The 24,912-nt window shown below is 71.9% G+C and carries 20 protein-coding genes and 2 pseudogenes; 9 read left to right on the top strand and 13 right to left on the bottom strand.

The genetic code is table 11. The annotated features are described in order from the left end of the window. Window positions 1–58 precede the first annotated feature (58 nt). Together ACZZ9K_RS04715 and ACZZ9K_RS04720 are read right to left on the bottom strand one after the other, a co-directional pair. Complete coding sequence (locus ACZZ9K_RS04715) at window positions 59–1,714, bottom strand: glycoside hydrolase family 6 protein (RefSeq protein WP_463443438.1); 1,656 nt, start codon at window positions 1,712–1,714, stop codon at window positions 59–61. 205 nt (window positions 1,715–1,919) lie between these two features. Then, window positions 1,920–3,056 carry a 5-(carboxyamino)imidazole ribonucleotide synthase gene (locus ACZZ9K_RS04720; RefSeq protein WP_463443439.1) on the bottom strand — a complete coding sequence of 379 codons (1,137 nt, stop codon included), beginning with the start codon at window positions 3,054–3,056 and terminating at the stop codon, window positions 1,920–1,922. Between the two features lie 113 nt (window positions 3,057–3,169). On the opposite strand from ACZZ9K_RS04720, the gene ACZZ9K_RS04725 reads away from it, so the two are divergent. Both ACZZ9K_RS04725 and ACZZ9K_RS04730 read left to right on the top strand, forming a co-directional pair. Then, a complete protein-coding gene (locus ACZZ9K_RS04725; protein WP_463443440.1) occupies window positions 3,170–3,640 on the top strand; it encodes a GtrA family protein in 471 nt (156 codons plus the stop codon). Window positions 3,641–3,650: 10 nt separating this feature from the next. Then, the gene (locus tag ACZZ9K_RS04730; protein WP_463443441.1) at window positions 3,651–5,222 is read left to right on the top strand and encodes a DUF2142 domain-containing protein; all 1,572 of its coding nucleotides are present in this window, start codon (window positions 3,651–3,653) and stop codon (window positions 5,220–5,222) included. Window positions 5,223–5,401: 179 nt separating this feature from the next. Here ACZZ9K_RS04730 and ACZZ9K_RS04735 read toward each other — a convergent pair whose 3' ends face one another. After that, complete coding sequence (locus tag ACZZ9K_RS04735) at window positions 5,402–6,433, bottom strand: lysylphosphatidylglycerol synthase domain-containing protein (RefSeq protein WP_138803763.1); 1,032 nt, start codon at window positions 6,431–6,433, stop codon at window positions 5,402–5,404. 105 nt (window positions 6,434–6,538) lie between these two features. Between ACZZ9K_RS04735 and ACZZ9K_RS04740 the strand changes: the two genes are divergently transcribed. Beyond that, entirely contained in the window at window positions 6,539–7,777 is a 1,239-nt protein-coding gene (locus tag ACZZ9K_RS04740) for an acyltransferase family protein (protein ID WP_463443442.1), read from the top strand. 26 nt (window positions 7,778–7,803) lie between these two features. Here ACZZ9K_RS04740 and ACZZ9K_RS04745 read toward each other — a convergent pair whose 3' ends face one another. Continuing rightward, a complete protein-coding gene (locus ACZZ9K_RS04745) occupies window positions 7,804–8,058 on the bottom strand; it encodes a hypothetical protein (RefSeq protein WP_463444766.1) in 255 nt (84 codons plus the stop codon). 148 nt (window positions 8,059–8,206) lie between these two features. Here ACZZ9K_RS04745 and ACZZ9K_RS04750 point away from each other — a divergent pair. After that, window positions 8,207–8,844: pseudogene (locus ACZZ9K_RS04750) on the top strand (GH25 family lysozyme). Between the two features lie 12 nt (window positions 8,845–8,856). Here the strand turns inward: ACZZ9K_RS04750 and ACZZ9K_RS04755 are convergent. Next, window positions 8,857–10,080, bottom strand: a complete 1,224-nt coding sequence (locus ACZZ9K_RS04755) for a polysaccharide pyruvyl transferase family protein (RefSeq protein ID WP_185974249.1) — start codon at window positions 10,078–10,080, stop codon at window positions 8,857–8,859. Between the two features lie 48 nt (window positions 10,081–10,128). Between ACZZ9K_RS04755 and ACZZ9K_RS04760 the strand changes: the two genes are divergently transcribed. Further along, window positions 10,129–11,316 carry a glycosyltransferase gene (locus ACZZ9K_RS04760; RefSeq protein ID WP_463443443.1) on the top strand — a complete coding sequence of 396 codons (1,188 nt, stop codon included), beginning with the start codon at window positions 10,129–10,131 and terminating at the stop codon, window positions 11,314–11,316. A 73-nt stretch (window positions 11,317–11,389) separates the two neighbouring features. Here the strand turns inward: ACZZ9K_RS04760 and ACZZ9K_RS04765 are convergent, their stop codons facing one another. The 3 genes from ACZZ9K_RS04765 to ACZZ9K_RS04775 form a co-directional block, all read right to left on the bottom strand. Continuing rightward, window positions 11,390–12,697 carry a UDP-glucose dehydrogenase family protein gene (locus ACZZ9K_RS04765; protein WP_463443444.1) on the bottom strand — a complete coding sequence of 436 codons (1,308 nt, stop codon included), beginning with the start codon at window positions 12,695–12,697 and terminating at the stop codon, window positions 11,390–11,392. A gap of 71 nt (window positions 12,698–12,768) precedes the next feature. After that, the gene (locus ACZZ9K_RS04770) at window positions 12,769–13,317 is read right to left on the bottom strand and encodes a PH domain-containing protein (protein WP_071244247.1); all 549 of its coding nucleotides are present in this window, start codon (window positions 13,315–13,317) and stop codon (window positions 12,769–12,771) included. Between the two features lie 4 nt (window positions 13,318–13,321). Next, window positions 13,322–14,122 carry a biotin--[acetyl-CoA-carboxylase] ligase gene (locus ACZZ9K_RS04775; RefSeq protein WP_463443445.1) on the bottom strand — a complete coding sequence of 267 codons (801 nt, stop codon included), beginning with the start codon at window positions 14,120–14,122 and terminating at the stop codon, window positions 13,322–13,324. 74 nt (window positions 14,123–14,196) lie between these two features. Between ACZZ9K_RS04775 and ACZZ9K_RS04780 the strand changes: the two are divergent. Together ACZZ9K_RS04780 and ACZZ9K_RS04785 are read left to right on the top strand one after the other, a co-directional pair. Continuing rightward, window positions 14,197–15,791 (top strand): annotated as a pseudogene (locus tag ACZZ9K_RS04780) (acyl-CoA carboxylase subunit beta). Further along, a complete protein-coding gene (locus tag ACZZ9K_RS04785; protein ID WP_051596908.1) occupies window positions 15,791–16,045 on the top strand; it encodes an acyl-CoA carboxylase subunit epsilon in 255 nt (84 codons plus the stop codon). The pseudogene ACZZ9K_RS04780 and the gene ACZZ9K_RS04785 overlap by 1 nt, the downstream one beginning before the upstream one ends. Before the next feature lie 635 nt (window positions 16,046–16,680). Here the strand turns inward: ACZZ9K_RS04785 and ACZZ9K_RS04790 are convergent. The 4 genes from ACZZ9K_RS04790 to ACZZ9K_RS04805 all read right to left on the bottom strand — a co-directional run bounded on the left by ACZZ9K_RS04790 (window position 16,681) and on the right by ACZZ9K_RS04805 (window position 21,141). Then, window positions 16,681–17,757 carry a hypothetical protein gene (locus ACZZ9K_RS04790; RefSeq protein WP_463443446.1) on the bottom strand — a complete coding sequence of 359 codons (1,077 nt, stop codon included), beginning with the start codon at window positions 17,755–17,757 and terminating at the stop codon, window positions 16,681–16,683. Next, window positions 17,727–18,980: a sensor histidine kinase gene (locus ACZZ9K_RS04795; RefSeq protein WP_463443447.1), complete on the bottom strand. Its 1,254-nt coding sequence runs from the start codon at window positions 18,978–18,980 to the stop codon at window positions 17,727–17,729. Before ACZZ9K_RS04795 ends, ACZZ9K_RS04790 begins: the two co-directional genes overlap by 31 nt. 5 nt (window positions 18,981–18,985) lie before the next feature. After that, window positions 18,986–19,705, bottom strand: coding sequence for a response regulator transcription factor (locus tag ACZZ9K_RS04800; RefSeq protein WP_017888757.1), 720 nt, complete (start codon window positions 19,703–19,705; stop codon window positions 18,986–18,988). A gap of 176 nt (window positions 19,706–19,881) precedes the next feature. Next, complete coding sequence (locus ACZZ9K_RS04805) at window positions 19,882–21,141, bottom strand: class I SAM-dependent RNA methyltransferase (protein WP_463443448.1); 1,260 nt, start codon at window positions 21,139–21,141, stop codon at window positions 19,882–19,884. A 14-nt stretch (window positions 21,142–21,155) separates the two neighbouring features. Here ACZZ9K_RS04805 and ACZZ9K_RS04810 point away from each other — a divergent pair, with 14 nt between their 5' ends. Both ACZZ9K_RS04810 and ACZZ9K_RS04815 read left to right on the top strand, forming a co-directional pair. Continuing rightward, on the top strand, window positions 21,156–21,935 hold the full coding sequence (locus ACZZ9K_RS04810) for a Maf family protein (RefSeq protein WP_463443449.1): 780 nt from the start codon (window positions 21,156–21,158) through the stop codon (window positions 21,933–21,935). Between the two features lie 79 nt (window positions 21,936–22,014). Further along, on the top strand, window positions 22,015–23,802 hold the full coding sequence (locus ACZZ9K_RS04815; RefSeq protein WP_138803773.1) for an acetyl/propionyl/methylcrotonyl-CoA carboxylase subunit alpha: 1,788 nt from the start codon (window positions 22,015–22,017) through the stop codon (window positions 23,800–23,802). 88 nt (window positions 23,803–23,890) lie between these two features. Here ACZZ9K_RS04815 and ACZZ9K_RS04820 read toward each other — a convergent pair whose 3' ends face one another. Next, entirely contained in the window at window positions 23,891–24,817 is a 927-nt protein-coding gene (locus ACZZ9K_RS04820) for a hypothetical protein (RefSeq protein ID WP_463443450.1), read from the bottom strand. Window positions 24,818–24,912 lie beyond the last annotated feature (95 nt).

The following is a 24,912-nucleotide window of genomic DNA, read 5'->3' on the forward strand; positions in this document are numbered from 1 at the left end:
CGTGCCCCGCACCGCACGACGAACACCGCACGAAGAACACCCCACGGAGAACGCCGCCTCAGCGCACCGTCACCCTCCAGCACGGCGACGCCCTGCGGTCCGCTCCGCTCCCGGTGTTGTGGGCGATCGCGCAGACGGTGTGCTTGCCGACCGCCGCCCGCACCGTGCCCGCGAAGCCGTGCGACCCGCCGGAGCCCCACGTCGCGTCGACGTCAGCTCGCTTGCGGCCGGCGTCCAGCGACGTCACCCGCTTGCCGTCCACGGTGATCGCGACCCGGCTCGGCGAGCCCACCGTGTCACCGTCGAACGCCCAGCCGGACACGGCGATGCTCCTGCTCGCGGCCTTCGCGGACTCGAGCACGACGTAGGGGTCGTGCCGGTAGGCGCGGACGGTCGAGCAGCCGAGCGGGGCGTCCGATCCCGCACCGATGTTCACCGCGGTGACGCACACGCGGCGAGCGCCGGCTGCGGTGGGCACCACGACGTCGAAGCCGTGGGTCGCGCCGACCCCGGCACGGGCATCGACGTCGGGGCGGTCGAGCCCGGCGGTGGTGACTCCGGCAGCGACGCCGTCGACCGTGGCACGGACCCGCACGGGCTGCGTGGGGTCGTCCTCGTCGTACGCCCACCCGGACACGCGGACGCCGCCGCCGGTCCCGGCGACGGTCTCGAGCGAGCCGCGGGGCGCCAGGTCGGCGGCTGGTACTCCCAGACGGGCGTTCGCGACGAGTGCCTGCGCGTAGGCCGAGAACCACTTGCCGGCGGCCGGGGCACCGTTGCAGGTGCCGTCGCTCGCGCCGGGGGTCTTCACCCACAGCAGGGCGTCGAGCGCCGTGCCGTCGGACACCACCCGGGGCGAGGTGCCGAGCCCGGCGCCCGGCCCGTTGCACCAGGTGCCGCGCCAGCCCTGCCCGTTGCGCGAGGTGTCGATCACGTAGTGCGAGCCCCCGGTCGCGGCCGAGACCTTCTGCGCGTACGCCTGCTCCTGTGCGGTCGGGTAGTAGTTCGCGACGTTCGTGAAGAACCCGCGGGCCTGCTGCACGCCCGCGCTGTTCAGCCGCGACGCCATCAGCGCGGGCTGCACCCAGTTCGAGTTGCCGGCGTCCAGGTAGGCGGGGACCCCGGCGGCGGTCAGCCCGGCGACGGTGCGGGACAGGATGCGGTAGCGCTGCTCGTCGAGCGCGGTGCTGCACTTGGCGTTGCTGAGCATCGCGAGCGAGTCCGGTTCGACGATGACGGCTGCACGGTGCCCGGCGAGCGCCGCGGTCACCTGGTCGACCCAGGCGTCGTAGGACCGTTCGTCGAAGCCGCCGGCGGAGTACCCGCCGCAGTCACGGTCCGGGATCGCGTAGAGCACGAACACCGGGGTGGTGCCGGACTGCTCGGCCCCGGTGAGGGCGGTGCCGATCGTCTTGGTCAGCTGCGTCCCCTGGCTCCAGTCGCCGAGCCAGGTGGCGACGGGGTAGCCGGCGATGGTCCCCGCCGCGGCGGCTCCGGCCGGGTCGGTGGCGGCGAGGGCGGCCTGGGCCTTCGCGGCCTCGCTCGTGGGCGACCGGTACGGTCCGGCGCCGTAGAGCGACGCGGACGTGGCCGAGCGGATGGTGGCGGCCGAGGTCGCTGCGGACGCGGACGCGGTCGGCAGCAGGCCGGCGACGGCTGCGACGAGGGCGACGGCGGCGCCGCAGACGGCGGCACGGCGCGGACGGCGGCACATGGGGACTCCCTGGACGGTGGGCACGGACCGTTCCAGGGGAACACGCGCTCCCGTCCCCCGCCAGCCTCCCGAGCGGGTGCCACCCGAGGGGGTGTCCGCAGAGCGGCCGACAAGTGTGTCCCGCTCCCGCGACGCCACTGGAGGCCCGTGGCGGCGTCGCCACGGGCCTCCAGTGGCGTCATCCGGTCACGTCGAGGACGCGACCTCAGTCGTCGAAGTGCGCTGCGGCCGCGCGGGCGCGGTAGACGACGTCGTCGACGTCGTCACCGAGCACCGTGACGTGCCCGATCTTCCGGCCGGGCCGGGGCGCCTTGCCGTAGAAGTGGTACTTCGCTTCGGGGAAGGCCTCGAGCGCTGCGGGGTACCGGGCGGCGAGGTCGCCGTCCACGGGTCCGCCGAGCACGTTCACCATGACGGACGCCGGGGCGAACGAGCCGGTGGCTCCGAGCGGCAGGTCGAGGACCGCCCGCAGGTGCTGCTCGAACTGGCTCGTGGTGGCGCCGTCGATGGTCCAGTGCCCGGTGTTGTGCGGACGCATCGCGAGCTCGTTGATCAGGATGCGTTCGTCGTCGGTCTGGAACAGCTCGACGGCCAGCACGCCGGTCACCCCGAGTGCTTCGGCGATGCGGACGGCGATCGACTCGGTCAGGTCGGCGATCCGGCCGGCGCTGTCCGGGGCCGGTGCGATGACCTCGGCGCAGACCCCGTCGCGCTGCACGGTCTCGACGAGCGGCCAGGCGACCACCTGCCCCGAGGGGCGGCGGGCCACGGACTGCGCGAGCTCGCGGGTGAAGGGGACGAGCTCCTCGACCAGGAGGGCCTGGTCGCCGCCGGCCTCGGCCACGGCGATGAACCAGTCGTCGACGTCGGAGGCGTCCGAGACGACCCGGACGCCCTTGCCGTCGTAGCCGCCCCGCGGCGTCTTGACGACGGCTCGGCCACCGTGCTCGGCGAGGAAGGCGCGGAGTTCGTCGGGACCGTGCACGGCGGCCCAGTCGGGTACCGGCAACCCGAGGTCGCTCAGCTGGCGGCGCATGGTGATCTTGTCCTGCGCGACGGCCAGCGCGTCCGGCCCGGGGTGGACCGCCACGCCCGCGTCGACCAGGCTGCGCAGGACGTCCTGCGGCACGTGCTCGTGGTCGAAGGTCACGACGTCGACCTGCCGGGCGAACTCGAGCACGGTGGCGGCGTCGTGGTAGTCGCCCTCGGCGGTGGCGGCGATGTCCGCGGACATGCCCGGCCCCTCGGCGAGCACCCGGATGTCGATCCCCAGCTCGACCGCCGCCGGCACCATCATCCGTGCCAGCTGTCCCCCACCGATGACCCCGACGCGCAACGCCATGCTGTGTGATCCTTCCGGCGTTCCCACCGCATGGTGTGAACGCGTTGTCTACAATCGCTGTTCGGGTCGCGCTCTGCACGACCGGTCACAACTCTACGGATCCTGGAGGGCTCGTGCGGCGCCTCATCGCCCAGCTGGCACGCTTCGGCGTCGTCGGTGCCGTCGGCTTCGTCGTGGACACCACGGTGTTCAACGTGCTGCGCATCACGGTCCTGAACCCCGAGGACGTCCACTCGGGGCCGTTCTGGGCGAAGGTCGTCTCCACGGTCGTGGCGATCTTCGTGAACTGGATGGGCAACCGGTACTGGACGTTCCGCGAGCAGCGACGGGCGGTGGCCACCCGCGAGGGGGTCGAGTTCGTCGTCGTGTCGCTCGGCGGCATGGTCATCGCGCTCGCCTGCCTCGGGGTGTCCCACTACGCGATGGGACTCACCTCGGTGCTCGCCGACAACGTCGCGAACATCGTCGGCCTCGTGCTCGGCACGGTCTTCCGCTTCTGGCTCTACAAGGTGTGGGTGTACCACCCCGAACGCACCGCCACGGTGCCCGCGGACGCCGACGCCGCACGTCAGGACGCACTCTAGGATCGTTCGGGTGACGGCCCACGAGACCACCACCCGCACCCGCGACAGCACCCCCACCACGGCGCCACCCCGCATCGCTCGCTGGGAGCGTGTGGCGATCGCGGTCGTCACCGCCACCTTCGGCCTGTGGCTCGTCGCCTGGGCGCTGGTCGTCCCGGTCTTCCAGGCCCCGGACGAGACCGCCCACATCGACGCCGCGGTGCACCTCGCAGTCGGTGACGCCTGGGCCGCTCCCGGTGACCTGCACGTCACGAACGCCGTCGAGGCCGCGAAGACCGAGCTGGCCACGAAGCCGTCCAGCCAGTGGTCGACCGTGAGCGAGCTGCTGCAGAACGCCCCCGGGCCGTCCGCGACCGTCAACCAGATGACCCAGCACCCGCCGACCGCGTACCTCGCCGGTGCCGCCGTGCTCCGTGCCGTGGACTTCGGCGACCTGCGGTGGGACCGGGCGTTCATCGCGCTCCGACTCGCCGACGTCCTCGCCGTCACCGCCCTGCCGCTGCTGGCGTGGGCGTCCGTCCGCCGGGTGACCCGGTCTCCGCGCGCCGCACTCGTCGGCGGGCTGGCGGTGTTCGCGACGCCCGAGCTCGCCTCCATCGGGTCCTCGTTCTCGAACGACGCCCCCGTACTGCTCGTCGCCGGCGTCGTCGTGTGGCTCGCCAGCAGACTGCTGACCGGCGACACCCGGTGGCGCACCACGATCGCCCTGGCGGCGGTCCTCGGTGCCCTGGTCTGGATCAAGGGGACGGGGCTGCCCGCGGTGCCGTTCGTCGCCGTCGTCGTGCTCTTCGCCGGTGCCGGGGTGCTGTCCCTGCGGCAACGGGTGGTACGCACGGTGGTCGCGATGGCCGTGTCCGGGGGCATCGGCGCCTGGTGGTGGCTGCACAACTGGTTCGCCTACGGCCGGATCCAGCCGAACGGCTACGCGTCCATCCGTCCGCCGAAGGACTTCCCACCGGGCGAGCACCCGACGCTGGGACACTTCCTCGACGTCAGCTGGGGAACCCTGGCTCGCACGTTCTGGGGCAGCTTCGGCGCCCGGGCCCAGGTGAGCATGGGTGACATGCTGACCGCCGTCCTGACGATCGTCGTCCTGGTCGTCCTGGTCGGCTGGGCGTTCCGGCGCGGACCGGACCTGCGGGTGGCCCTGTGCCTGGCGGTGTTCCCGGCGCTGCTCATCGGCATCCAGAACGAGACGAGCGCGGGAGCCTACCTCCGGACGACCGAGGTCGCCGCCACCCAGGGCCGGTACTACTTCCCCGCGATCGTCTGCCTGATCGTGCTGAGCGCCCTGGCGTGGCGTCGCCTGGTGCCCGCCGGACGCGCACGCTCGTGGGTCGCGGTGGGACTGGCCGTGCTGCTGCCCGCGGTGGGTGTGTACGGGTTCGCGGTGGCGTCGGCCTGGTTCTGGAACGCCGCCCTGTTCCCCGTGACGGGCCGCGGGCTGCTCCGCTACACCGAGATCGGGCCGGTGCCGCCGACGGTGCTCGTGGTCGTCGTGGCCCTGGTCGCGGTCGGGCTCGTCGTGTCGGTCGTGCAGGTCGCCCGTGCCGACCGTCGAGTGGCCGGGCTCGCGACGTGACCACGCGTCGGACGTGCGGCTGACGGGGTGGACGCCCCACGAGACGGACGGGAGGCCCGGTGCCAGCTGGCACCGGGCCTCCCGTCCGTCGTCACGCGCGTCGGGTGCACCCGGATCGTGAGCAGGAACGGTCGGGTCGCGCACCGCGGACCCGACCGTTCCTGCTCACGAAGTGCGCGTCAGGCGGCGGGGACGCCGCCCTCGACCGCGGAGGGGTCGTCGGTCGGGCGGTTGCGCCGGAACCACGTGGGGGCTGCGGCGCAGAGCAGGAACAGCCCGTCGACCGCCAGGCTCCAGACACGGGTGACGACCACCACGACGAGGGCGATCGGCACCGGCATCACGATGGCGAGGAGCAGTGCCTGCACGCCCTCGCGGACGCCGAGCCCACCGGGGGCGAACACGGCCAGCATGCTGATCGCCGAAGCCATGCTCGCCGCACCGATCACGAACGCCGCGTCGGTGAGCTTGAGCGACGGGTACACGGCCAGCGTGATGAAGTAGTACGCCGTCCCGGACAGGACCGCGCCGGCGATGTACAGTCCGGCGCCGCCGAGGACCGTGCCCAGGTTGGGGCGGACGTCGGCCTCGAGCGGCTTGCGGCGCAGGATCTTCAGCGCGATGCCGATCAGGAAGACGAAGACGCGCGGGATCAGGCAGACGACGCAGCCGACGAACGCCGCGATCATGAGCGCGATGAGCCACGGGTTGAGCGAGTGCGTGCGGGGGTCGATGAGCAGCAGCACGAGCGCCAGGGCCAGGGTGGCGGCGATCTGCAGCGCACCTTCGAGCAGGCCGCTGACGCCGAGCCGGGCCTTCGAGACACCGTGCTTCGAGGCGAAGTAGACCTTGCCGATGATCCACGTCGCGGCCCCGGGGATGTAGCGACCCATCCAGGACTTGGCGTAGACGTAGGTGAGCGTCACACCGGAGCCCTTGAGGCCGGTCGCGCCGAGCCGTCGCAGCAGGTAGAACCAGATGCCGACGCCCCAGTAGCGGAACCCGAGGCTGATCAGCGTCGCCACGACGACCCAGGACCACTGCCAGTCCAGCCCGGCGAGCTGCCCCCAGTCGACGCTCCGGACGTAGAGCAGGAGGAAGACCGCGAGGAGCACGTAGAAGACGATCGGGACCGCCTTGCCGAGGAGCCGTCGCCAGGACGGCGGACGCTTCCCCTCGGGGGTCGGGGCGTCGCTGGTGGTTCCTGACAAACGGGTCTCCTGCCGGTGCTGCTGAGCTCAGGTCATGCTAGCCGCTCCGGTGTGTGCGAAACTTGCCGCCGACACGACCGACCGATCACCGACCCGAGGATGCCGTTGCCCCACCAGCCACGGGAGAACGCCCGACTCGAGTTCACGTACCTCGACGGGCTTCGAGGACTCGCAGCCTTCGCCGTCGTGTTCCACCACACGTACCTGTTCACCGGCCTCACCGACGCCGCGAAGACGGACATGCCGTGGATGCGTCCGATCATCGGGTGGGGCTACCTCGGCGTCCCCCTGTTCATCGTGCTCTCCGGGTACGTGCTCATGCTGCCGGTGATGACCCGCTCCGACGGCTACCGGGTCCCCGGCGGCTTCTGGAAGTTCATCTGGCGACGTGCCCGACGGATCCTGCCGCCGTACTGGGCGGCGCTGGTGCTGTTCGCCCTGGTGGTCCTGTTCGTGCCGGTGATGCACAACCCGCACGGCACCCAGTGGGACACGAAGCTCCCGATGGGGTGGGGCGCGTTCCTGACGCACCTGTTCCTGGTGCACGACTTCTTCCCGACGTACATCGGCAAGATCAACGGGCCGATGTGGAGCGTCGCGATCGAGTGGCAGATCTACTTCCTCATGGCGCTGCTCATCCTGCCGATGTGGCGCCTGCTCGGCGGGTGGGTGACGACCACCGTCCTCGTCGCGGCCGGGCTCTGGATGGGCGTCGAGAACCGGTACGCCTCGATGCACCCGTGGTTCGTCGGGCTCTTCGCCATCGGCATGCTCGCCGCGGCGATCACCGTGCGGGCGCGCGACGCTCACCTCGAGGGACGGCTCCGGTTCCTCGCGCCGCGGTGGACCGGCTGGGTGACCGGCGCACTCGTCGTCGCAGCGACCGCGGCGATGGTCCTGATGTTCGCGTCGCGTCGTCTGTACTTCCAGCAGCAGACCTGGCCGTCGGAGATCTCCATCGGCGTGCTCTCCGGCATCGTCCTCACCTGGCTCGGAGTGGCCGCCGTCACCGGGCACCACACCTGGCTCTCGCGGTTCCTCGCCTGGAGACCGTTCGTCCTCGCAGGGCTCGTCTCGTACTCGGTCTACCTCTTCCACAGCCCCTTGCTGGCGCTCGGCAACCTGCTCCTGCTGCCCCTGGGGCTCTCGACGAAGTGGCAGTTCCTCGTCATGGTCGTCGTCGTGGTGCCGGTGACGATCGCGCTCTGCGTCGGCTTCTGGTGGCTGGTCGAGCGGAACTTCCTCAACCAGCGGCAACGTCACGCCGCCGCCGAGGTGGCTTCGCGGGAACCGATCCCCACCGTCGAGACCGTCCAGCCGGCGGGCGGGTCCACGGTGCGCTGAGCGGCCAGTACGCCGTGGGGCGGCGGCTACCATGGCTCGGACGCGACGTGGGCGACAGGGCTCCACGCATCTCGACAGGGAAGACGAGACGGCATGCGCAGATCCAGCAGAAGGTTCCTCGGCCTGGGCACGGCGACGGTGGTGGCCGGAGCGATGACGCTGGTGGCCGGTCCGGCGTGGTCCGAGACGCCGGGCACCACGACGGCCAGCACCAGCACCAGCACCAGCACCAGCACCACGAGCTCGACGGCGAGCGGGCCGTCCGTCGCCGAGATGGACACCACCGGCAACCACGTGATGGGCGCCGGCATCGCGGCACACACCGGGCAGACCCGGGTGGCGGCCGACCTGCCCGTCGGGCCGACCTCCCTGCGCACGACCGCTCAGGCCGCCGCTGCCGCGAAGCGCCCGACGGGCAAGATCAACGGCATGGACGTCAGCGCCTGGCAGCCGAACGTCGACTTCACGGCGGCCTACGGACTCGGCGCCCGCTTCGCCTACATCAAGGCGACCGAGGGCGTCTCGTACGTCAGCTCGACGTACGCGTCGCAGTACCGGAACGCCAAGAACGCGGGCTTCATCCGCGGTGGCTACGTGTACGCCCAGCCGAGCAAGGCCAGCGGCGCGGCAACCGCGAACTACTTCTTCGCCCACGGCGGGCAGTGGACGGCCGACGGCGTCACGCTCCCCCGCTGCTCGACATCGAGTACGGCACCGCGGCCCAGGGCGTCTGCTACGGCAAGAGCTGGCCGCAGATGCGGTCGTGGATCGCGGACTTCTCGGCCACCGTCTACAAGAAGACGCACCGCTACCCGGCGATCTACACCACGACCGACTGGTGGAAGCGCTGCACGAACAACAGCATCCGGTTCTCGAAGAACCCGTTGTTCGTCGCGATCTACCCGGTCAAGGACTTCTCGGGCCCCGGCACCCTCGGTGCCAGCTGGAAGTCCACCGGGTGGCGCTTCTGGCAGTGGGCGGCCAGCGGGACGCTCCCCGGCGACCAGGACGTCTACCGCAGCGCCGACGGCGCGAACCTCCGCGCGTTCGCGAAGAAGACGGAGTAACCCCGCCCGACGTCAGCGCGTGCGGCGGGTGGCCTCGGCGAAGTCAGCGTCCAGGGCGGTCGCCATCCGTGCGACGCCGTCGGCGAGCTGCTCGCGGACCGCGTCGCGGTTCGCGTCGAGTGCCTCGAGCTGGGCCGTGACGTCGTCGACGAACGTCGGCTCGAGCGCTGCCTCGATCGGCTTCGAGAACTCCTGCTGGCCCATCTGCTCGAAGAACAGCCGGCCCTTGTCGACGTAGTAGAGCACGGCGGCCGGGACGCCCGCGATGGTCGCGACGATGGCGGAGTGCAGGCGGCTCGCCAGGAACAGGCGGCTGCGGGACATCAGGCCGGCGTACTCGGCGGGCGAGAACTCGTCGGCCTCGACCACGTGGGTGCGGTCGCCGTGCTGCATGCGCGCGATGACCTCGCGCGCGAAGGCGGCATCGCCCTCCGAGGCCTCCATGTGCATCGGGTAGAACACGACGTCGGCGTCCCAGCGCTCGATGACGCGGTCGGCCAGGTCCGCGACGGCCTGGCGGTACGTGACGAGCCGGTCGCTGTCGACGCCGGTCTCGCGGAAGCGCTTCGGCAGGAAGCGGAACGGGATCCAGCCACTGCGCTTGTAGTGGAACCAGCGGCGGACGCCGAACCCGATCGACCCGTCGAGCCGCTCGGCGGTGAGGCCGGTGGTGCGCTCCAGCCGCTCGAGCACATCGGCGTCGGGCGCCGTGACCGTCCCGACGACCGCCGGGTCGAACGACGACACGATCGGCGTCCTCACGCCCCAGGACAGGAGCTTCTCGCGCGACTCGTCGTCGCGCACGGCGAACGCGCTGCAGAGGTCCACGGTGGCGCGGATCAGGCGCTTGCTGACCCCGGCGGTGGTCGGTCCGATGCCCTGGAACGCCCCGACGAGGTTCTTGTTGACCGCACGGACGAGCAGCATCTTGCCGAACCAGTACACGAGGCCGAGCTTGTTCGTGTAGTCCTTCAGGATCTCGCCACCGCCCCAGAGCACCACGTCGGCGCTGCGCGCGGCACGGAGCAGGGCGAACAGGTCGCCGATGCCGGTGCTGTACGGGGAGACCGGCAGGAACCGGATCCCGAACCACGCGGCGTCCCGCTCGGGGTACTGGGACAGGGAGACGATGTCGGCGTCCGGCCACCGTCGGCGGACGAGCTCGACGTTGCCGGCGAGGATCGCCCGGTCCCCGCGGTTGTGGGGCGAATCGCTATTGTGGATCAGAACGCGCACGGGTGGAGAGCCTACCGGACCGTCCCCCGCCAGCCCCGGAAAGGCACGATGTCCCGCCCCACCCCCTCCGCCCGTCCCCGTCTGCTCGTCCTCGGCTCGACGTTCCCGGCCCGTCCGGACGACGGTGTGCCGGCGTTCGTGCTCGACCTCGCCCACCAGGAGGCGCTCGAGTTCGACACGATGGTGCTCACCCCCCGGGTGCCCGGCGGTGCCACCACCGAGCGCATCGGCGACGTCGGTGTCCGGCGGTTCCCGTACTTCCCGAAAACGTTCGAGGACCTGGCCGACGGCGCGATCCTCGACAACCTCAAGGAACGTCGCTCGCGCATCGTGCAGGTGCCGGCGCTGGTGCTCGCGCAGTGGTTCGCGATCCGGCGCGTGGTCCGCTCCGCGAAGCCCGACGTCATCCACGCCCACTGGGCCATCCCGCAGGCACTCGTCGCGACGCTGGCGGCCCCGGGCGTCCCGATCGTCGTCACGACCCACGGCGGGGACATCTACGCCCTGCGCGCCGCTCCCCTGGTGCGGCTGAAGCGCTGGGTCTTCGGCCGTTCGGCGCACGTCACGACCGTGAACTCCGAGATGCGCGACCGCCTGACCGAGTGGGGTGTGCCCGAGGCACGCTCCACCGTCATCCCCATGGGTGTCGACCTCGGTCCGGCCCGTGACACCCGCGCCCGCGTCCCCGCACAGGAACACCACGTGGTGGCGGTCGGGCGACTCGTCGAGAAGAAGGGCTTCGGCAACCTGATCGCCGCACTCCGGGGACTCGGCGACGACGTGCCGTGGCGACTCACCGTGGTCGGCGACGGCCCCTACCGGGCGCAGCTCGAGCAGCAGGCCGCCGGGCTGCCGGTGACGTTCCTGGGCCAGCGCGGGCGCACCGAGGTGCTCGAGACCCTGGCTGCTGCCACCGTCGTGGCCGTGCCGTCGGTCCCCGCGGCGAACGGCGACCAAGAGGGACTACCGGTCACCCTGCTCGAGGCCGCGGCCGTCGGTGCCGCGATCGTCGCGAGCGACCTGCCCGGCATCCGGGACGTCGTGCAGGACGACGTGTCCGGTGTCCTCGTGCCCCCGGGCGACGTCCCCGCGCTCCGGGCAGCGTTGCAGCGCGTGCTCACCGACGACACCGCACGGGCGCGGTACCAGGAGCAGGCCGTGGTGTCGGCGGCGGAGTTCTCCACCGAGCGGATCGGCGAGCGCTACCGCGCGGTGCTGCGCGCCGCCATCGGCTGACGACGCAGCGCACACGCACAGCAGGCCCGGTGCCGGTCCGTGGGACCGGCACCGGGCCTGCTGTCGGTCGCGGTCAGCGCCCCATGCCGCGGTACGTGAAGCCCGCGGCGGTCCAGGCATCGCGATCGAGGCAGTTGCGGCCGTCGACGACGACGGGCGACGCCACGAGCGCCGCAGCGGCGGTGGCGTCGAGCTCGCGGAACTCGGTCCACTCGGTGAGCACGAGCACCAGCTCCGCTCCCCCCAGCGCCTCGGCAGCGCTCTCGACGTAGTCGAGCTCCGGGCGCACGCGGCGCGCGGTGACGACGGCCTCGGGGTCGTACGCCGAGACGACGGCGCCGAGTTCGTGCAGGCGGGCCGCGATGTCGAGGGCCGGCGAGTCGCGGACGTCGTCGGAGTTCGGCTTGAAGGCCAGGCCGAGCACCGCGATGCGCTTACCGCTGACGACCCCGCCGAGCAGCTCCTGCGCCAGCTCGACGACGTGGGCGCGACGGCGCAGGTTCGTGGCGTCGACGTCGGCCAGGAACGCCAGGGACTCCCCGACGCCCAGCTCGTTCGCCCGCGCCTGGAACGCTCGGATGTCCTTGGGCAGGCAGCCGCCACCGAAACCGAGGCCGGCGTTCAGGAACTTGCGGCCGATGCGGGCGTCGTGGCCGATCGCGTCGGCGAGCGCCGTGACGTCGGCGCCGGCGACCTCGGCGATCTCGGCCATCGAGTTGATGAACGAGATCTTCGTCGCGAGGAACGCGTTGGCGCTGATCTTCACGAGCTCGGCGGTGGGCAGGTTGACGACGAGTCGGGGCGTGCCGGTGGCCAGCGCCTCGGCGTAGACCTCGTCGAGGGCGGCGACGGCCTGTTCGCCGGCCTCGCCGTCGGGCACGCCGTAGACGAAGCGGTCCGGCGCGATGGTGTCCTGCACGGCGAAGCCCTCACGCAGGAACTCGGGGTTCCAGACGAGCGTCGCACCGGGGACGGCTTCGCTGACCTCGGCGGCCAGGCGCGCGGCGGTGCCGACGGGCACGGTCGACTTGCCGACGACGAATTCTCCGGCGGACAGGTGGGGGGTCAGCGCGGCGACGGCGGCGTCCACGTAGGTCAGGTCCGCGGCACCGGTCGGACCCTGCGGGGTGCCGACGGCGAGGAAGTGCACGCGGGCACCGGCGACCTCGGCCATGTCGGTGGTGAAGCGGATCCGACCGGACTCGAGGGCCTCGGTCAGGATCTCGGGCAGGCCTGGCTCGAAGAAGGGGGCCTCGCCCGCGGCGAGCCGCTCGATCTTGGTGGGGTCGACGTCCACGGCGACGACCTCGTGTCCGAGTTTGGCCATGGAGGCGGCGTGCACGGCACCGAGGTAGCCGCAGCCGATCACAGAGATACGCACGTCGAAGAAGGTACCGGTTCCTCGCCGGAATTCTCCTCACGACGCCCACAGCGACGCTCGGAGCGGCCGGGTCAGGCCCGCACGTCGCCCCACGGTGGACGGTCCGGGCCGCCGACGATCTCGTCCCAGTCCGGCTCGCGATGCCGTCGCCTGGCCTCGTAGGCCTCCACCAGGTCGTGCAGGACGGCGACGACGAGGTCGGCGTGCGGCACGTCGGCGAGGACCACCGCCGGGTCGTCCCCGGGGAACACGAGCACGTCACCGGAGCGGAACAGCCCCTGCAGCCCGCGGCGCCGCACGGTGACGTCGTAGCCGCGGGAGTGCAGGAGTTCCCGTCGGGTCCGGGTGCCGAGTCCGTTGACCACGACCAGGCGACGGGTGGTGACGACGTACCGCTCCGACATCCAGCGGAACAGCGGGACGGCGCCGCCGAACACGACGAGCACCACGACCACGAGTGCGACGACGGCGTTCAGCCACGCCAGCTGCGCCTGGAAGACACCGAAGCCGAAGCCGCCGGCCGCGGTGACGAGCACGACGAACACCGCCGGGCGCACCAGCCGACGGGCGTGCGGTCGCAGGCGCGCGACGACACGTTCGGGCGGGGGCTCGGCGGTCATGCCGTCATGCATACCGCAGGTGGGTGACGTCTCCCACCGCGACGCCCCTGGTGAGCCCCGCCTGGTCCCGGATCGTGATGCGACCGGCGTCGTCGATGCCGGTCGCGTCGGCCTCCTCGACGGTGCCGTCCGGCAGCTCGAGGCGGATGCGGCGACCGATGGTGCCGCACGCGGCGCGGACGTGGGACCGGACCGTCTCGGCGGCTGGACCACCCGTGACCAGGCCGGCCACCGCCTCCAGGACGGACCGCAGGAAGGCGGACAGGACCGCGTCGGCCAGGGCGGGTGCGTCGTCGACCGCGCCGGCGAGCAGGAGCGAGGTGGACGTCGGGGTGGGCAGCCGATCAGCCGGGATCGTCAGGTTCACGCCGGCCCCGACCACGACGCTGCCGTCAGCGGCGACCTGGCAGAGGATCCCGCACACCTTGTCCCCGGCGACCTGCACGTCGTTCGGCCACTTCACGACGACGTCCGCGCCGACCGGCAGGACCGACGCGATCGCGTCGCGCATCGCCGCGCCGGCGACCAGCGGCAGCCAGCCGCGGTCGTGGTCGTCCAGGTCCGCACGGACGAGCACGCTGGCGGCGAGCGTCTCACCGGCCGGAGCGGTCCAGGTGCGGTCGAGCCGACCCCGGCCCGCGGTCTGGTGCAGGGTCGCGAGGACACCGCCGTGCTGCTGCTCCGGGGCGGCGGCGAGCAGGTCCGCGTTGGTGGACCCGGTCTCGGCGGGGGTGGTGATCGTCGCGCCCGCCGACCGGACCGCCTCGCTGGTGGCGGGGAACGACGGCGACGGGGATGTGGACATGCACGCAAATGTACGGGCAGGAACCGTGGGGGTCCTCCAACCGGCAGCGTCCCACCCGCCGGTAGGGTGAGCGGGTGACTTCAGGAGACACCCCCGATCTGTCGACGACGGCCGGCCGGCTGGCCGACCTCCGCGACCGGTACCACGAGGCCGTGACCGCCGCGGGCGAATCCGCCATCGCCAAGCAGCACGCGAAGGGCAAGGGCACCGCGCGCGAACGCATCGAGCAGCTGCTCGATCCGAACTCCTTCGTGGAGTTCGACGAGTTCGTGCGCCACCGCACCACGTCGTTCGGCATGGACGCCAAGCGCCCCTACGGTGACGCGGTCGTCACCGGCGTCGGCACGATCCACGGCCGCAACGTCGCGGTCTACGCCCAGGACTTCACGGTCTTCGGCGGATCCCTCGGCGAGGTCGCCGGCGAGAAGATCATCAAGGTCATGCAGCACGCGCTGAAGACGGGTGTGCCGATCATCGGCATCCTCGACTCCGGCGGCGCCCGCATCCAGGAAGGCGTCGTCGCGCTCGGCAAGTACGGCGAGATCTTCCGCCTGAACACCCAGGCCTCCGGCGTCATCCCGCAGCTCTCCATCGTGATGGGCCCGGCGGCCGGCGGTGCGGTGTACTCCCCGCCCTGACCGACTTCGTCATCATGGTCGACAAGACCAGCCACATGTTCGTCACCGGTCCGGACGTCATCAAGACCGTCACGGGCGAGGACGTCGGCTTCGAGGAGCTCGGCGGCGCCCAGACGCACAACGCGGTCTCCGGCGTGGCCCACTACCTGGCCGAGGACGAGACCGACGCGCTCGACTACGCGCGCTCGCTCATCGGGTTCCTGCCGGACAACAACCTGTCCGACCCGCCGGCCTACGACGTCGCCCCGGAGCTCGAGACCACCGACGCCGACCACGAGCTCGACCTCGTGATCCCGGACTCGACGAACCAGCCGTACGACGTCACCACGATCATCGAGCACATCGTCGACGACGGTGAGTTCCTCGAGGTGCAGCCGCTCTTCGCGCCGAACATCCTGATCGGCTTCGGCCGGGTCGAGGGCCGCACGGTCGGCATCATCGCGAACCAGCCGCAGGCGATGGCCGGCACGCTGAACATCGACGCCGGCGAGAAGGCCGCCCGCTTCGTGCGGTTCTGCGACGCGTTCGGCATCCCGATCCTGACCCTGGTGGACGTGCCCGGCTACCTGCCCGGCACCGACCAGGAGTGGACCGGCGTCATCCGCCGCGGCGCGAAGCTGCTGTACGCCTACGCCGAGGCCACCGTCCCGCTCGTCACCGTCATCACCCGCAAGGCCTACGGCGGCGCGTACATCGTGATGGGCTCGAAGCAGCTCGGTGCCGACATCAACCTGGCGTGGCCGACCGCCGAGATCGCCGTCATGGGCGGCCAGGGTGCCGTCAACATCCTGTACCGCGCCGAGATCAAGCGCGCGGAAGAGTCCGGCGAGGACGTCGCCGCGGTCCGCACGAAGCTCGCGAACGAGTACACGTACAACGTCGCGTCGCCCTACCTGGCAGCCGAGCGCGGTGAGCTCGACGGCATCATCCAGCCGCACGCCACCCGGGTGTCGGTCATCAAGGCCCTCCGGTCGCTGCGGGGCAAGCGCGCCACGCTGCCCCCGAAGAAGCACGGGAACATCCCGCTCTGATGGGCCGACACGCAGCAGCCGTGCCCTCGGACGAGCCCGCCTCGGTGGCGGACGTCCGGGTGGTCTCCGGCGACCCCACGCCCGAGGAGCTCGCCGCCGTCGTGGCCGTCCTGCAGCGCCAGGCCGACGAAGCCGCAGCGGCCGGACGCGCCGCCGTCGTCGTCGAGCCCCGCACGGGGTGGGACGCGGCGGCCCGCGGACTGCGCCGCCCGCTCGACCACGGACCGGGCGCCTGGGGCCGATCGCTCCGCTGATGTACCCCTGGCGCGCACGCGACCGGAACGGTTGCAGGGCGCACTTCCCGGTCGGTATCCCCTCACTCGGGGGACACGTTCAGCGGATACGGACCGGAACTGCCGGAATTGTCCCCCATAATGACGACTGACACGCAGCTCGTGCGTGGGCATAGTAGTTGGTGTTCGGTGTCCTTCAACGAAAGACATCGCAGGACGGTGGCCGACTAGGGTACGAAGCCACCGCCCGCTGCGAGGCAGGGCGACATTCGGGTTGTCGCTCAGCCTCGGGTCGTGAACGGGCCGGTCGGTATCCGACCGGCCCGTTCCCCGTTTCCGGGGCGTGTGGCGGGTGCTGCGGCGGCTGCGGGGGGCGACACCGAGCCGATGCGGAACGGCATCGTCGCTGTCGTACGACAGCGACGTGGTCGCTTCCACGCACGCGCCAGCCCGGCGCACCCACGTGACGGCCGGGAGGCCCGTGCCGGGGCCGCCACGGGCCTCCCGGCTGTCCCCCATCGCGTCCACTGCCGCCCGCACGCCCGGCGCACCACGCGCGTCCGCAGCACCGTGCGCACCACGTTCGCGACGATCCACCTGTCGATCACGTGGTGCATCGTCGCAACACGCGCGCAGCGTGCCGCGCGCAGCGTGCGCTACGCCGGCTCGTGCCGCGGGATCTCCAGCCAGAGTGCGACGGAGTCGTCCTCGTCACCGTCGTCGTCGTCCAGCCCCGCTCCGAGCGCCGCGGACTCGCTGGCTGCGCCGTCGAGGCGGAGTCCGACGACGGTCACCGCGGAGTCGGACCCCTCGCCGACCGTCCGGACGATGACGTTGTCGGCGTCGCGGGCCTGCCGGAGCGCCTCGGCGACGCGGGCGTGGATGCGGCGGATGTCCGGGGCGTCCAGGTCGTCGAGCCCGCCGTCGTCGTGCAGCTGCACGGTCGCGCCGCGGCGACGCAGGCGCATCACCTCGTCGCGGACGTCGTCGGACAACAGGGACCGGCCCCGGATCTCGTCGCGGATGGCCTGCTCGAGGTGCAGGCACTCGGCACGGTCGGCGTCGTCGAGGTCGCCGCAGGAGTCGATGATGCGCTGCAGCATCGGCAGGGCCATCCGGGTGGTCTGGCTCAGCCGGAACTGCCGCTCGAACACGTGGGCGTCCTGCGCGGCCTGCCAGTCGGCGGTCTCCTGCTCGGCGAGGACGAGCTCACGGGTGTTCCGGGTGGCGCGGCTCATCGCGGCGGCGAAGACCGTGGCGATCGCGACCCAGGCGACGCTGCCGACCACGCCGAGCCCACCGAGCGAGCCGAGACCGGCCCAGGCGACGGTGTACACGGTCAGGAACAGCACGCCGGCCCACGCGAAGGGTCCGCGGCCGCGCACGACGAGCACCACCATGAGCGTGCCGATGGCCGCGATCCACCAGGTGGCGGAGCCCGGACCGCGACCCTCGACGAGGACGGGGGCGGCGATCACCGGCATCACGATCGCGGTGGCGAGCGAGAAGCAGGCCGTCCAGACCGGCAGGACCCTGCCGGGGACGAACAGTGCGAGGCCGGTGGCCGCGGCGTACAGGACCATGCAGGCGATGATCGGGGCGACCTGGTCGACGCGCGGCAGCGTGGCCGCCGCGAGGACCAGGTGGTAGACGGAGAACAGCGACGCCAGGCCGAGGGCGATGCTCGCCGGCAGGGAGACCTTCACGCGGTCGTCCTCGCGGCCGGCGACCACGACAGCACGATGCGGGTGCCCTCGCCCGGTGCGGTGTGCACCTCGGCGCGACCGTCGACGGTCGCGACCCGCTCCACGATGGAGCGACGGACACCGAGCCGTTCGGCGGGGATGGCCGCGACGTCGAACCCGCGGCCGTCGTCACCGACCTCGACGAGCACCCCCTGGCCCTGCTGCTCGATGCGGACCCAGCGGGAGACGTCAGCGTCGCCGGCGTGCTGCACGCTGTTCACCGCGGCCTGCAGCGCCGCCGAGGCCAGCGCGTCGGCGACCGACGCGGGCAGGCGGACCGACCCGGTCGGCGTCGGGACGAGGCGGACCGGGGCGGGCAACGCACCCACCCCCTCGCGGATGCGCGCCCGGAGTTCCCCGAGGGCGACCGGCGCGACGTCGCCGGGACCGTCGGTGGCCGCTGCCTCGAGGTGGTCGATCGCGTTCCGGGCCATCCGCGCGGCGAGGGTCTTGGCCTCGAGCGTGTCGGCACGGGCGGCGGAGAGCAGCGTCGTGAGCACGCTGTCGTGCACGATGGCGTCCACCTGGACCCGCTCGACCTCGGTCGCGTGTTCCCGGATGGCGAGCGAGTACCGCCGCACGGCCGTGGACTGCGCCGTGTCGACCGACGTGGCCGCGCGCCGCAGCACCACGGCGATGACGAGCACCGCACCGCTGAGCAGCGCCGTGTAGACGCCGTCGAGCAGGACGGCGAGGACCCCGACGTCGCCGCCGAGCGGGCTGAGCCGGATGACGACGTACACCGCCGGAACGAGCGCGGTGTAGACCGTCGCACGCCACGTGGCGAAGCCCATCGCCGCCGCCGTGCAGCCGACCGTGCAGAACCACCACGGCCACGGCTGCTGCGCCGACGGGATGGGCTCCTGCACGGTCGCCGTCCACGTCACGAGCACGACGAGGAACAGCAGCGCGCAGACGATCTGCGCCAGCTGCGCGACCCGCTGCACGAAGGCCGAGACCCCGATGAACACGAACGACGCCGCGAGGGCGAGCATCAGCGTCGGCCCCCAGAACGGGTCGAGGTACGGCAGCTGCTGCAGGACCGCGGGCGCGTCGACGATGCCGAGGCCGATCGCCGCCATCGCGAGGAGGATCGCGAACGCGCGCTCGACCGACGCCTGCGTGATCGAGGCACGGACGCTGCGCGCCGGATCGGCGCCGAACGGCGCCGGTTCGACGACCGTCCGCGCCGACTCAGCCGCGGTCGCCATCCGTGTCAGCGACCGTCGCCGTCGGGGTCGATGCCCGAGTCGAGTCCGGGGAGGATCCCGTCCTCGACGGCTCGACGCAGCAGGTCGACCTTCGTCGGGGCCGGGCGACCGACCTCGACGTACTTCACACGGATCCGGTCGAGGTACTCACGAGCCGTCGAGTAGCCGATGCCGAGCTGCTGGGCGGCGAGCTTGAGCGGGAGACCCGAGGCGTAGAGGTGCAGGATCTCGCGCTCGCGGCGGCCGAGCTGCGCCTTCGCGAAGTCGCGGTCGGCGTCGATGGCGCTCGCCCACTCGAGGTTGTTGAGCACGTCACCACGTGCGACGGTGGCGACCGCGGCCATCACGGTCTTGGTGGCCGAGGACTTCGGGATGACGCCAGCAGCCCCTGCTGCGAGCGCCTCACGCACGTTGGCGACACGGTCCGCGATGGAGTGCACGAGCACCGCCGATCCCGTCCCCTGCACGCCCTTGACGTTCTCGGTCACGGTCGAGCCGTCACCGAGGGACAGGTCGAGGACGACGACGTCGACCTCTCGCCCGTCGAGGTTCTGGACGTACTCGGGGACGCTGGCGGCGGTGAGCACCACCTCGAACCCCTCGTTCTGGCACGCCGCCTGGATCCCGAGTCGGACGGACTCGTGGTCGTCGACGATCGCGACCCGGACCGGCCTGGTGGCCGCCCCTGACGTCTCGGTGCTGGTGGTTGTCGTTCCTGCTGCCACAGTGGCCTCTCGTTCCGATGCGCGACGCCGGCCCCTGAAACCGGAGTGCCATCAACGACCCAGGATACCCAGCCCGGACTCAGGTGCGGGGCTTCTCCGCCGCGCCACGCTGGCCGGTCCGCCGATTGGTGGACACCCCGACACGCAAGGACACGTGGTCGCGCGACCACCCGACCTCAGCGTGCGGGGACCAGGCGCGCGACGGCTTCCAGGTGGTGGGTGTGCGGGAACAGGTCGAAGGCCCGCAGTGCTTCGAGCCGGTAGCCGAGGTCGGCGAACGTCGCGACGTCGCGGGCGAGCGCCACCGGGTCGCACGCCACGTAGACGACCTGCTCCGGCTGGAGCGCGGCGATCTGCACGACCACGTCACGACCGGCACCGGCGCGGGGCGGGTCGAGCACGATCGTGCCGGCGCGGAAGCGGTCCTTCTCGGCGCGCGAGGCGTTCGCCACTGTGTTCGTCAGCCAGCGGTCCACGCGGCCGGTCTCCGCGCGGGCGCCGAGCCACTCGGACAGGTTCTCCTGCGCGTGCTCGGTGGCACGGGCGGCGCTCTCGACGCTCGTGATGCGCGCCTTCGGGCCGACCAGGTCGCCGAGGGCGGCGGCGAGCAGGCCGACACCGCCGTACAGGTCCAGGTGGGTGCCCTCGGGGTCGAGGCGGTCGCGGTCGACCAGGTCCTGCACGGCCTCGGTGAGCACGGTCGCCGCGGCGCGGTGCACCTGCCAGAACCCGTTGTCGTCGACCTGGAACGTGCGCTCCCCCACGACCTCGGTCACCACGGTGGGCTTCTGGTCGTCGATGACCAGCCGCGCACCCTCGGAGCCACTCGGCGCGAGGACGTCGACGACCGACGAGCCCGGCAGCGCACCGCGGCCGAGCGGGGCGCTCTGCTGCACGACGGCGGTCGCGAGCGGCAGGCCGGTCACCGGGATGACGGAGTGGGAGCGGGCCGCGAACGGGCCGGCGGTGCCCTGCTCGTCGACGTGCAGCCGGACGCGGGTGCGCCAGCCGAGGCCGTTCCCCGCGTCGTCGCCGGGCGCGGCCTCGACGACGACGTCGTGGCCGAGCACCTCGGCGAGGTCCATCCGTGCGAACCGCGCGAACGAGTCGACGAGGACGTCCTGCTTGAGCGTGCGCTGGTGTGCGAGGGCGATGTGCCCGAACTCGGCACCACCCGGGCGCGTCTCGGGGTCACGCTCGAGCGCGGCCTCGGGCCAGACGTGGTCGACGCGGTGCTCGCTCGGCGTGATGACGCTGACCGTGTCGGCGCGCCAGAACGACTTCTTGCGGTCCTCGGTCACCCGGGCGACGACGCGCTCCCCGGGGATCGCGTCCGAGACGAAGACCACCCGTCCTTCGTGTCGTGCCACCGAGATGCCGCCGTGGGCGATCCCGGTGACGTCGAGTTCGAGCAGCGTGCCGACGGATTCACCCATGGTGAGATGGTCCCATGCGTCTGTACCTCGCGAGTACATCCCCCGCCCGCCGAGCACTCCTCGCCCAGTCCGGGATCGAACCCGTGCTCGTGTCCCCCGGGGTCGACGAGGACGCCGTCGGCGCCGCCGCCGCGGCATCGCTCGGCCGTGCCCTGACCGGGCCGGAGCTCGTCTCGCTGCTCGCCGTCGCCAAGGCGTCCGCAGTCGCCGGGTCCCCGGTCGACGGGGTCGTGTTCGGCGGCGACTCCGCGTTCGAGGTCGACGGACAGCTGTACGGCAAGCCGCACGACCCCGCGGTCGCCCGGGAGCGCTGGCGGCAGATGCTCGCCGCCGGCGGCGGGACGCTGTGGAGCGGACACTGCGTGATCGATCGACGACGCGACGACCGGCACCGGGACCCGGAACCGGCCACGGGACGGCCTGGAGGCGCGGCACCGGCCCGCACCGTGCCTCCCGTCCGGTCCCTGGTCACGTCCACCGCCGGCGTCCCGCAGCTGGGCGACGTCGCGCCCGGCGGGTCGGCGCTGGCCGCCGGCGGCGACCGCGTGGTCGCGGTCGACAGCGCGGTGCTGACCTTCGCCGACGACGTGTCCGTCGACGAGATCGACGCGTACGTCGCGACCGGGGAGCCGCTCGAGGTGGCGGGTGCCTTCACCATCGACGGTCGGGCCGCGGCGTACATCACGCGGATCGACGGAGCACCGTCCGCCGTGATCGGGATGTCGCTGCCGGTGCTGCGATCAATGCTCCTCCGGGGCTTCGGCATCGCCTGGCACGACCTCTGGGCACTGTAGACATCCGCACCTGTTCCGGGTGGTTCTTTGTGGGTGCCAGTCAAAACGCACTCCCGCCGCACGAATACGCTGATGTGTCATGCCCCGTATCAGCAAGGTCCTCATCGCGAACCGCGGCGAGATCGCCGTCCGCATCATCCGCGCGGCCCGCGACGCGGGCAAGGCATCGGTCGCGGTCTACGCCGACCAGGACCGCGATGCCCTGCACGCCCGCCTCGCCGACGAGGCCTACGCGCTGAACGGCACCACGAGCGCCGACACGTACCTCGTCATCGACAAGATCATCTCGGTCGCCCGCCGCTCCGGCGCGGACGCCGTGCACCCCGGCTACGGGTTCCTCGCCGAGAACGCCGACTTCGCCCGCGCCGTCATCGATGCCGGGCTCGTCTGGATCGGCCCGTCGCCGGCGTCGATCGAGCGCCTCGGCGACAAGGTCTCCGCGCGCCACGTCGCCGAGAAGGTGGGCGCGCCGCTCGCCCCCGGCACCATCGAGCCCGTGCAGGACGTCTCCGAGGTCTTCGACTTCGTCGACCAGGTCGGTCTGCCCGTCGCGATCAAGGCGGCGTTCGGCGGTGGCGGTCGTGGTCTGAAGGTCGTCCGCGACCGTGCCTCGGTCGAGGAGCTCTTCGAGTCCGCCACGCGTGAGGCGATCGCCGCGTTCGGTCGGGGCGAGTGCTTCGTCGAGAAGTACCTGGACAAGCCGCGCCACGTCGAGACCCAGTGCCTGGCGGACGAGCACGGCAACGTCGTCGTGGTCTCCACCCGCGACTGCTCGCTGCAGCGACGCCACCAGAAGCTCGTCGAGGAAGCCCCGGCGCCCTACCTGACGCCCGAGCAGCAGACCGCGCTGTACGAGTCGTCCAAGGCGATCCTGCGCGAGGTCGGTTACGTCGGTGCCGGCACCTGCGAGTTCCTCATCGGTGCCGACGGCACCGTGTCGTTCCTCGAGGTGAACACCCGCCTGCAGGTCGAGCACTGCGTCTCCGAAGAGGTCACCGGCATCGACCTGGTGCGCGAGCAGTTCCGCATCGCCGAGGGCGGCGTGCTCGACTACTCGGACCCCACGCCGCGGGGGCACTCGTTCGAGTTCCGCATCAACGGCGAGGACCCGGGTCGCAACTTCTTCCCCGCGCCCGGCCCCGTGCACGCCTTCAACGCACCGTCCGGCCCCGGTGTCCGTGTCGACTCGGGCGTCGTCTCCGGTGACGTCGTGTCCGGTTCGTTCGACTCGATGCTCGCAAAGCTGATCGTCACCGGCGCGACCCGTGCCGAGGCGCTGGAGCGTTCGCGACGTGCACTCGCCGAGTTCGAGGTCACCGGCCTGCCGACCGTGCTCCCCTTCCACCGTGCCGTGGTGTCGGACCCGGCGTTCGCGACGGCCGACGACGAGCCGTTCAGCATCTACACGCAGTGGATCGAGACCGACTTCGTCAACGACATCCCGGCGTGGAGCGGCTCCCCCGAGGAACTTCCGGCCCCGGCTGCGCGCGAGAGCGTCGTCGTCGAGGTGCAGGGCAAGCGCATCGAGGTCACCATGCCGTCGATCGTCGGTGGCGGTGCTGCCGGTGCCGGTCTCGCCGGTCGTCGTCCCGCCGGCCCCACCGCTCCCCCGAAGCGCCGTTCGTCGGCCGTCCGCGGGGGCCTGGCGAAGTCGGGGTCGTCCGTCGCGTCGCCGATGCAGGCCACCGTGGTGAAGCTCGCGGTCGCCGAGGGTGACACCGTGGTGAAGGGCGACCTGCTCGTCGTGCTCGAGGCCATGAAGATGGAGCAGCCCGTGCAGGCCCACAAGGACGGCGTCGTCACCGGCCTGAACGCCCCGGTCGGCCAGACGGTCTCGTCCGGTCACGTGCTGCTCGAGCTCGCGTAGCGCGGGCGCTTCTTCTCGCAAAACACCGGTGTTCGCCGGCTGAACACGCGCACACCGCGGTTCGACTCGTGAACACCGGTGTTTTGCTTCATCGAACACGATGCACTCCGGCTGCCTCGAGTGCCACGGGGCCGTCGCCGCCCGGCTCGACATCCGGCCACGTCACGCGGACGACCCTTCGGACGGAGCGGTGCGCACGGAGCCGGTCCTCTCGGAGCTTCTCGTCGATGACGACGCGCTCAGGGGTCCGACCAGCGCGCATCGTCCGGTCGCGGTACTTGACCAGCCCGTCGAACTCCACGACCACGCCGGCGTCCTCGAACCAGAAGTCCACCCGGCCGATCAGGCCTGCCGCATCGCGGAACTCCTGCTGCAGCACCGGCGCCGGGAACCCCGCTTCTGCCCAACACAGCCGTGCCACCGACTCACCGGGCGAGTCAGCAGCCGCGTCCGCGAACTCGATCGCCCGTCGCGCGCGGGTGGACGCCCGCGGACGAGGCTCCCGGCTGCGCAGTTCGGCGAGCAGCGCTTCCTGCGACACTCCTCGGGCCAGCACCGCGTCCAACACGACCACCGCAGTGCGGAACGACGCTCGGAGCGCGACGTCGACCCCGGTGACCACGAGGGTCGTGACGGGCAGGCCGCCGACGCTCGTACGAGCGATCGGACGACCCGCCCCTCCGACCTTCTGCAGATGGGCGCGACGTTGACCGGTGGCTCGACGCGGATCGGTGGCGACGACGTGCTCGGGGAACTCTCCGAGCCACGGGAGTCCGAGCATCGCCACAGCCGACTCGTGGGAGATCACGAGGGCGGGGTGGATGTTCGGCGCGACCGCTTCGACCCGTGCACGATGGCGCTCCGCTGCAGTCGCTGCTTCGAAGGCGTCTCGGTCGACGTACCGGCCGGCCGTGAGGCGGATCAGGGTCCCTCGGCGCGCGGCCTCCGCGAGCCGTCGGTGCGCTCTCGGATCGGGATCGCCCGGAGCCGCGCCGAACACCGTGATGTGAGCCATGGCCCCACCGTCACGGCTCCCGCACGGCCCACACGACGACGACCCTCTCTTTGTGATCAGCCCTCGCTCCCCCACCCCCTGTGGAGGAACAGCAA

The sequence above is a fragment of the Curtobacterium sp. AC268 genome, from assembly GCF_979258745.1.

Coding starts and splice junctions, on each gene's coding strand:
- ACZZ9K_RS04760 (WP_463443443.1), top strand. CDS start 10,129: ATGTCCCGCCCCACCCCCTCCGCCCGTCCCCGTCTGCTCGTCCTCGGC.
- ACZZ9K_RS04785 (WP_051596908.1), top strand. CDS start 15,791: ATGGGCCGACACGCAGCAGCCGTGCCCTCGGACGAGCCCGCCTCGGTG.
- ACZZ9K_RS04815 (WP_138803773.1), top strand. CDS start 22,015: ATGCCCCGTATCAGCAAGGTCCTCATCGCGAACCGCGGCGAGATCGCC.
- ACZZ9K_RS04775 (WP_463443445.1), bottom strand. CDS start 14,122: ATGTCCACATCCCCGTCGCCGTCGTTCCCCGCCACCAGCGAGGCGGTC.
- ACZZ9K_RS04770 (WP_071244247.1), bottom strand. CDS start 13,317: ATGACCGCCGAGCCCCCGCCCGAACGTGTCGTCGCGCGCCTGCGACCG.
- ACZZ9K_RS04720 (WP_463443439.1), bottom strand. CDS start 3,056: ATGGCGTTGCGCGTCGGGGTCATCGGTGGGGGACAGCTGGCACGGATG.
- ACZZ9K_RS04810 (WP_463443449.1), top strand. CDS start 21,156: ATGCGTCTGTACCTCGCGAGTACATCCCCCGCCCGCCGAGCACTCCTC.
- ACZZ9K_RS04795 (WP_463443447.1), bottom strand. CDS start 18,980: ATGGCGACCGCGGCTGAGTCGGCGCGGACGGTCGTCGAACCGGCGCCG.
- ACZZ9K_RS04715 (WP_463443438.1), bottom strand. CDS start 1,714: ATGTGCCGCCGTCCGCGCCGTGCCGCCGTCTGCGGCGCCGCCGTCGCC.
- ACZZ9K_RS04805 (WP_463443448.1), bottom strand. CDS start 21,141: ATGGGTGAATCCGTCGGCACGCTGCTCGAACTCGACGTCACCGGGATC.
- ACZZ9K_RS04820 (WP_463443450.1), bottom strand. CDS start 24,817: ATGGCTCACATCACGGTGTTCGGCGCGGCTCCGGGCGATCCCGATCCG.